At 65.7% G+C, this 6,496-nt stretch carries 4 protein-coding genes; 3 read left to right on the forward strand and 1 reads right to left on the reverse strand.

Annotated elements, in window-relative coordinates; translation table 11 throughout:
• From carB to gmk, 3 genes are all read left to right on the forward strand, one after another.
• On the forward strand, positions 1-3,240 hold a 3,240-nt coding region (gene carB / locus B4C31_RS00105), incomplete at its 5' end, for a carbamoyl-phosphate synthase large subunit (RefSeq protein WP_291530830.1).
• Positions 3,241-3,245: 5 nt separating this feature from the next.
• Positions 3,246-4,184, forward strand: a complete 939-nt coding sequence (gene pyrF, locus B4C31_RS00110; protein WP_291530861.1) for an orotidine-5'-phosphate decarboxylase — start codon at positions 3,246-3,248, stop codon at positions 4,182-4,184.
• A 5-nt stretch (positions 4,185-4,189) separates the two neighbouring features.
• The gene (gmk, locus tag B4C31_RS00115; RefSeq protein ID WP_291530862.1) at positions 4,190-4,795 is read left to right on the forward strand and encodes a guanylate kinase; all 606 of its coding nucleotides are present in this window, start codon (positions 4,190-4,192) and stop codon (positions 4,793-4,795) included.
• Between the two features lie 190 nt (positions 4,796-4,985).
• Here gmk and ilvD read toward each other — a convergent pair.
• The coding region (gene ilvD, locus B4C31_RS00120) for a dihydroxy-acid dehydratase (protein WP_291530831.1) at positions 4,986-6,496 on the reverse strand (1,511 nt) is incomplete at its 5' end.

Here is a 6,496-nt window from a genome sequence, read left to right on the forward strand (position 1 = left end):
GTCAACTCCAACCCGGCCACCATCATGACCGATCCCGAGATGGCCGACGCCACGTACATCGAGCCGATCGCCACGCCGATTCTCGAACAGATCATCGCCAAGGAACGCCCCGATGCGCTGCTGCCGACGCTGGGCGGCCAGACCGCGCTGAACGCCGCCATGGCGCTGGGTGAGGCCGGCGTGCTCAAGAAGTACAACGTCGAGCTGATTGGTGCCTCGCTGGAGGCCATCGACCGCGGCGAGGACCGCGAACTGTTCAAGAAGGTCGTGGAGGACGCCGGCGCCGAGTCGGCGCGTTCCGAGATAGCGCATTCGATGGAGGAGGTCGACCGCATCGCCGAGGAGATGGGCTTCCCGATCGTGGTGCGCCCGAGCTTCACGATGGGTGGTCTGGGCTCCGGCATCGCGCACGACGAGGAGGAGCTGCACCGCATCGCCGGCGCAGGCCTGCACTACTCGCCGACCGACGAGGTGCTGCTGGAGGAGGGCATCGAGGGCTGGAAGGAATTCGAGCTCGAGCTGATGCGCGACAAGAACGACAACGTGGTGGTCGTCTGCCCGATCGAGAACGTCGATCCGGTGGGCGTGCACACCGGCGATTCGATCACCGTGGCTCCGGTGTTCACGCTGACCGACCGCGAATACCAGAAGCTGCGCGACATCGGCATCGCCATCATCCGCGGCGTGGGCGTGGATACGGGCGGCTGCAACATCCAGTTCGCCGTGCACCCGGAGACCGGTCGCATCATCGTCATCGAGATGAACCCGCGCGTGAGCCGTTCGTCGGCGTTGGCCTCCAAGGCCACCGGCTTCCCGATCGCCAAGATCGCCACCAAGCTGGCCCTGGGCTATACGTTGGACGAGATCCGCAACGACATCACCCAGTCCACCCCGGCCAGCTTCGAGCCGACCATCGACTACGTGGTCACCAAGGTGCCGCGCTTCGCGTTCGAGAAGTTCCCGGGCGCCGATCCGAGCCTGACCACGTCGATGAAGTCCGTGGGCGAGGCGATGGCGCTGGCCGGCAACTTCCAGGAGTCCCTGGGCAAGGCCATGCGTTCGATCGACAAGCGCCATATGGGCTTCAGCTGGGATGGCGAGCGTCCGGACCAGGCTGAGGTGAACGAACTGCTCAAGGCCATGAAGACCCCGACCGAGGACCGCTACCTGCAGCTGCAGCGCGCCATCTGGGGCGGCGCCACCATCGAGCAGCTGTTCGAGGCCACCAAGATCGACCCGTGGTTCTTGAAGCAGTTCACGCTCATCAATGAGACCGCGCTTGAGGTGCGCGACGCCGAAACGCTGAGCTTCCGACTGCTTAAGAAGGCCAAGCAGGCCGGCCTGTCCGATCTGCAGATCGCGCATCTGCGGGGCCTGGGCGACGAGGGCGAGAACACGGTGCGCGAGCTGCGCTGGGCCTTCGGTCTGCGCCCGGTGTACAAGACCGTGGATACCTGCGCCGCCGAGTTCGATGCGGTCACGCCGTACTACTACTCGTGCTACGCCGACGAAACCGAACTGCGCCCGCGCGAGCGCGAGGCCGTCATCATCCTGGGCTCCGGCCCGAACCGCATCGGCCAGGGCATCGAGTTCGACTACACCTGCGTGCACGCGGTGCAGGAACTCGGCAAGGATTATGACACGATCATGGTCAACTGCAACCCGGAGACCGTCTCCACCGACTACGACATGTCGGATCGCCTGTACTTCGAGCCGCTGACCTTCGAGGACGTGCTGGAGATCTACGAGGCGGAGAAGAAGATGGGGCCGGTCAAGGGCGTCATCGTCCAGCTCGGCGGGCAGACGCCGCTGTCGCTGGCCGCCCGACTCAAGGCCGCCGGCGTGCCGATCCTCGGCACCACGCCCGAATCGATCGATCTGGCCGAGAACCGCGAACTGTTCGGCGAGGTGCTGAAGAAGGCCCGTATGAACGCCCCGCGGTACGGCACCGCGCTGAGCCTGGAGGAGGCGCAGGAGGCCGCCCGTTCGATCGGCTATCCGGTGCTGGTGCGCCCGAGCTATGTGCTCGGCGGCCGCGGCATGGAGATCGTCTACGACGATGCGCAGCTGGAGAAGTACGTGAACCGCGCGCTGGCCGAGGCACAGGCCGATACCGTGGTCTCCGGCCGTCTGCCCTCGCCGCTGCTCATCGACAAGTTCCTGCAGGACGCCATCGAGGTGGACGTCGACGCGTTGTTCGACGGCGAGGAGCTGTACATCGGCGGCATCATGGAGCATGTGGAGGAGGCCGGCGTCCATTCGGGCGACGCGGCCTGCACCCTGCCGCCGTCCACGCTGTCCGACGACCAGATCCGCCGTCTGCGCGAGGGCACCTACGCCATCGCCAAGGGTTGCGGCGTGCAGGGCCTGATCAACGTGCAGTACGCGTTCATGGCCAACACGCTGTATGTCATCGAGGCCAACCCGCGCGCCTCGCGCACCGTGCCGTTCGCCTCCAAGGCCACCGGTGTGGCCCTGGCCAAGGCCGCGGCCCGCATCATGGCCGGTGAGACCATCGCCCAGCAGCGCGTCAACGGGCTGCTGCTGCCCGAGGGCGACGGCGGCGTCATGCATGTCGGCCAGCAGGTGGCGGTCAAGGAGTCGGTGCTGCCGTTCAAGCGCTTCCGCACCCCGGTGGGCAAGACCGTGGACATCCTGCTCGGCCCCGAGATGCGTTCCACCGGCGAGGTCATGGGCTTCGACCGCGACTTCCCGCACGCGTTCGCCAAGAGCCAGCTGGCCGCCTACGACGGTGGCCTGCCGACCAGCGGCAACGTGTTCATCTCGGTCAACGATTCCGACAAGCGCCAGCTGCCGTTGATGGCCGTGCGCCTGGTGGAGCTCGGCTTCACGCTGTGGGCCACCGAAGGCACCGCCTCGGTGCTGCGCCGGTACGGCATCGAATCGAAGATCGTGGACAAGATCACCGCTCGTGTGGACACCTCCGCCGACGCCCAAGTGGAGATCAAGCACGCCGAAGGCAGCGTGGGCAAGAACGTCGTCGAGCTCATCGAGGAGGGCAAGATCGACATGGTGCTCAACACGCCGAACTCGCGCGGATCGCGGTCGGATGGCTATTCGATCCGCGCCGCGGCGATTGCCGCCGACTTGCCGCAGTTCACCACCATGACCGAGTTCTCGGCCGTGCTGATGGCGATTGAGGCGGTGAAGCGCAACGACTATCAGATCATGAGCATCCAGGAGCATGCTCAGCAGTTGTTCGACTTGGAAAGGTCGTGATGACGATGGCCGAGACCGTCAGCAGTGAAGAGATTCAGATGCGCAGGTCCGATTTCGGTCTGCGCTTGAAGAATTCCATGGACAAGTATGGTCCATTGTGTGTGGGCATCGACCCGCACCGGAAACTCCTCACCGACTGGGGGTACAACGTGGACGCCGACGGCGCCGAACTATTCGCGATGCGCATGCTGCAGGCCGCGAACGGACGCGCCGCCGCGGTCAAGTTCCAGGTGCCGATGTTCGAACGGTACGGGTCCAAGGGATTCGCCGCGCTCGAACGTGTGCTGTATGCGGCCCGCCAGATGGAGATCATCACCATCGTGGACTGCCTGCACGGCGGCCTGCCCACCACGATCTCGGCCATCGCCGACGCCTATTTCAAGCCGGGTGCGCCGATGCTCGCCGACGCCATCACCCTGCTGCCGTACTACGGCGCACGCTCGCTGCAGGGCGTGATCAACGACGCCCTGAACAACAGCCGCGGCGTGTTCGTGGCCTCGCTGACCTCGAACCAGGAGGGCGCGAGCATGCAGACCGCCATCCGCCAGAGCGGCGAGTACAAGGGCAAGACCGTGGCCTACGGCATCGCCAGCACCGCGCAGAAGTTCAACAAGGGCATCAACGGCATGGGGTCGGTCGGCCTGATCATCGGCGCCACCATCGGCCAGTGGATCGATGACAGCGGCGTGGATCCGGCGAAATTCACCGGCCCGATCCTGTCTCCCGGCTATGGCTGGCAGGGTGCCGAGGCCAAGGATCTGCGCACCGTGTTCAAGGGCACCAAGGGCAATGTGCTGGTCACCGTGTCCCGGTTCATCGCGGCGCATGGTCCGGACATCGCCTCGCTGTCGCAGGCCACCGAGGCCATCGCGTTGGATGTGCGCCAGGCGCTGATGGAAGCCACGCAGGAAGAGGCCGACGAAACGGAGGATGACGCCGAGTGAACGACATGAACAACCTGTCTGAGGCGGGACCGCGCACTGGTCGCCTTATCGTGCTCACCGGCCCGGCCGGCGTGGGCAAGGGCACGGTGGAGGCCAAGCTGCGCGCCGATCATCCGGAGATCTGGCTGTCGGTGTCGGCCACCACCCGCGCCCCGCGTCCGGGCGAGGTGGACGGCGTGAACTACCATTTTGTCTCCGAAGGGGAATTCCTCGCCGAGGAACGGGCCGGCCGGTTCCTGGAGACCGCCGTGGTGCATGGCATGGCGCATTACGGTACGCCGCTGCAGCCGGTTCTGGATCATCTGGCCGCCAATGTGCCCACGATTCTGGAGATTGATCTGCAGGGGGCCCGCCGTGTCAAGGAACGTGCCGCGGAGCTCGGCATGGAGGTCGTGACGGTGTTTCTGGCGCCGCCCAGCTTCGACGAACTGGTCCGCAGGCTGATCGGCCGTGGCACTGAGACGGAGGAGCAGCGCAATCGGCGACTGGAGACCGCGCGTGTGGAACTGGCCGCCGAATCCGAATTCGACGTCGTCATCGTCAATGACGACGTCGACCGCGCCGCCGGTGAGCTGTGGTCCGTCATTGCACATGAATACGGCTTGGACTGAGTAACGAATCCGCCCGGTTCCATCGGTTGCTGCGGCATACCGCGAGCGGCGCTGTCCGGTAAACAGATGGGGCACGGAGTGTTGCATAACAGATTGGGGCAGACGGAGTGTCAATGACTCCGTCTGCCCCAATCTGTTATCAAAACCGGGAACCGGCGTTGTGGTTCAGCGGGTGCTCGGTTTTGACCGCTCAGGCCAGACCGCTGAGCTTGTTGATCAGCTCGGGATCGCGCGTGGCGCCCTTGTCCGCCGAACGGGCGAACGCGGCGTACGCCTTGAGCGCCTGCGAGACCTGACGGTCGCGGTGCGCCACATACCCGTCGCCGGCCTCGATCTCGGCGCGGCGGGTGTTCAGCTCCTCGTCGCTCAGCTCCACGTTGATCGTACGGGCGGGGATGTCGATGTCGATCATGTCGCCGTTGCGGACCAGCGCGATCGGACCCTTGTTCGCCGCCTCAGGGGCCACATGGCCGATCGACAGGCCGGAGGAGCCGCCGGAGTAACGGCCGTCGGTGATCAGCGCCACCTCCTTGCCGATGCCCTTGCCCTTGACGAACGAGGTCGGATACAGCATCTCCTGCATGCCCGGGCCGCCCTTCGGGCCCTCATAGCGGATGATCAGCGCCTGACCGGGCTTCAGCGTGTCATTGAGGATGACCTCGATGGCTTGCTCCTGGGATTCCACAACCAACGCCGGACCATGGAACTTCCAGATCTCCTTGGGCACGCCCGCGGTCTTGACCACGCAGCCGTCGGGTGCCAGGTTGCCGCGCAGCACGGCTAGGCCGCCCTCGGTCACGGCGGGGTGATCGATGTCATGGATTGCGCCGTTGACGCGGTCGGTATCCAACGAGTCGAACAGCGTCTCGTGCGTGAACGGCTCGGGGGACACGATATGCCCTGGGGCGGCGTGGAACAGCTGCTTGGCCTCGTCGGTGCAGGTGGGCCGCATGATATCCCAGGCATCCAGCTTGGCCTCCAGCGAGGGGTAGTCCACCGAATGCACGTCGCGGTGCAGCTTGCCGGCCCGGTCGAGCTCGCCCAGGATGCCGGTGATGCCGCCGGCGCGGTGCACATCGGAGATCTCCCACTCGCCGGACGGGCTGGCCTTGCAGATGCACGGCACGGTGTGGCTGATGCGCTCGATGTCGTCCAGCGTGAAGTCCACGTCGGCGGACTGCGCGGCGGCCAAGATATGCAGCACGGTGTTGGTCGAGCCGCCCATGGCCACGTCCATCGTCATCGCGTTCTCGAACGCGTGCTTGGTGGCGATCGAGCGCGGCAGCACCGAGGCGTCATCCTCATGGTAGTAGCGGTTGGCCAGGTCCACAATCACGCGGCCGGCCTTCTCGAACAGCTGCTTACGGTACGCGTGCGAGGCGAGCGTGGTGCCATTGCCGGGCAGGGCCAGACCCATCGCCTCGGTCAGGCAGTTCATCGAGTTCGCCGTGAACATGCCGGCGCAGGAGCCGCAGGTCGGGCACACGGTCCGTTCGTAGGCCAGCAGATCCTCCTCGGAGACGTTGTCGTCCGCCGTGGCGTACATCACGTCGATCAGGTCGGTGTTCTTCTTGACGGTGCCGTCGGGCAGCACGGTGGTGCCGGCCTCCATCGGGCCGCCGGAGACGAAGATCGTCGGGATGTTCAGGCGCAGCGCGGCCATCAGCATGCCCGGGGTCACCTTGTCGCAGTTCGAGATGC

It is taken from the genome of Bifidobacterium sp. UBA4282 (assembly GCF_002394995.1).
Taxonomy (GTDB): domain Bacteria; phylum Actinomycetota; class Actinomycetes; order Actinomycetales; family Bifidobacteriaceae; genus Bifidobacterium; species Bifidobacterium pullorum_B.

Coding starts and splice junctions, on each gene's coding strand:
- gmk (WP_291530862.1), top strand. CDS start 4,190: ATGAACAACCTGTCTGAGGCGGGACCGCGCACTGGTCGCCTTATCGTG.
- pyrF (WP_291530861.1), top strand. CDS start 3,246: ATGGCCGAGACCGTCAGCAGTGAAGAGATTCAGATGCGCAGGTCCGAT.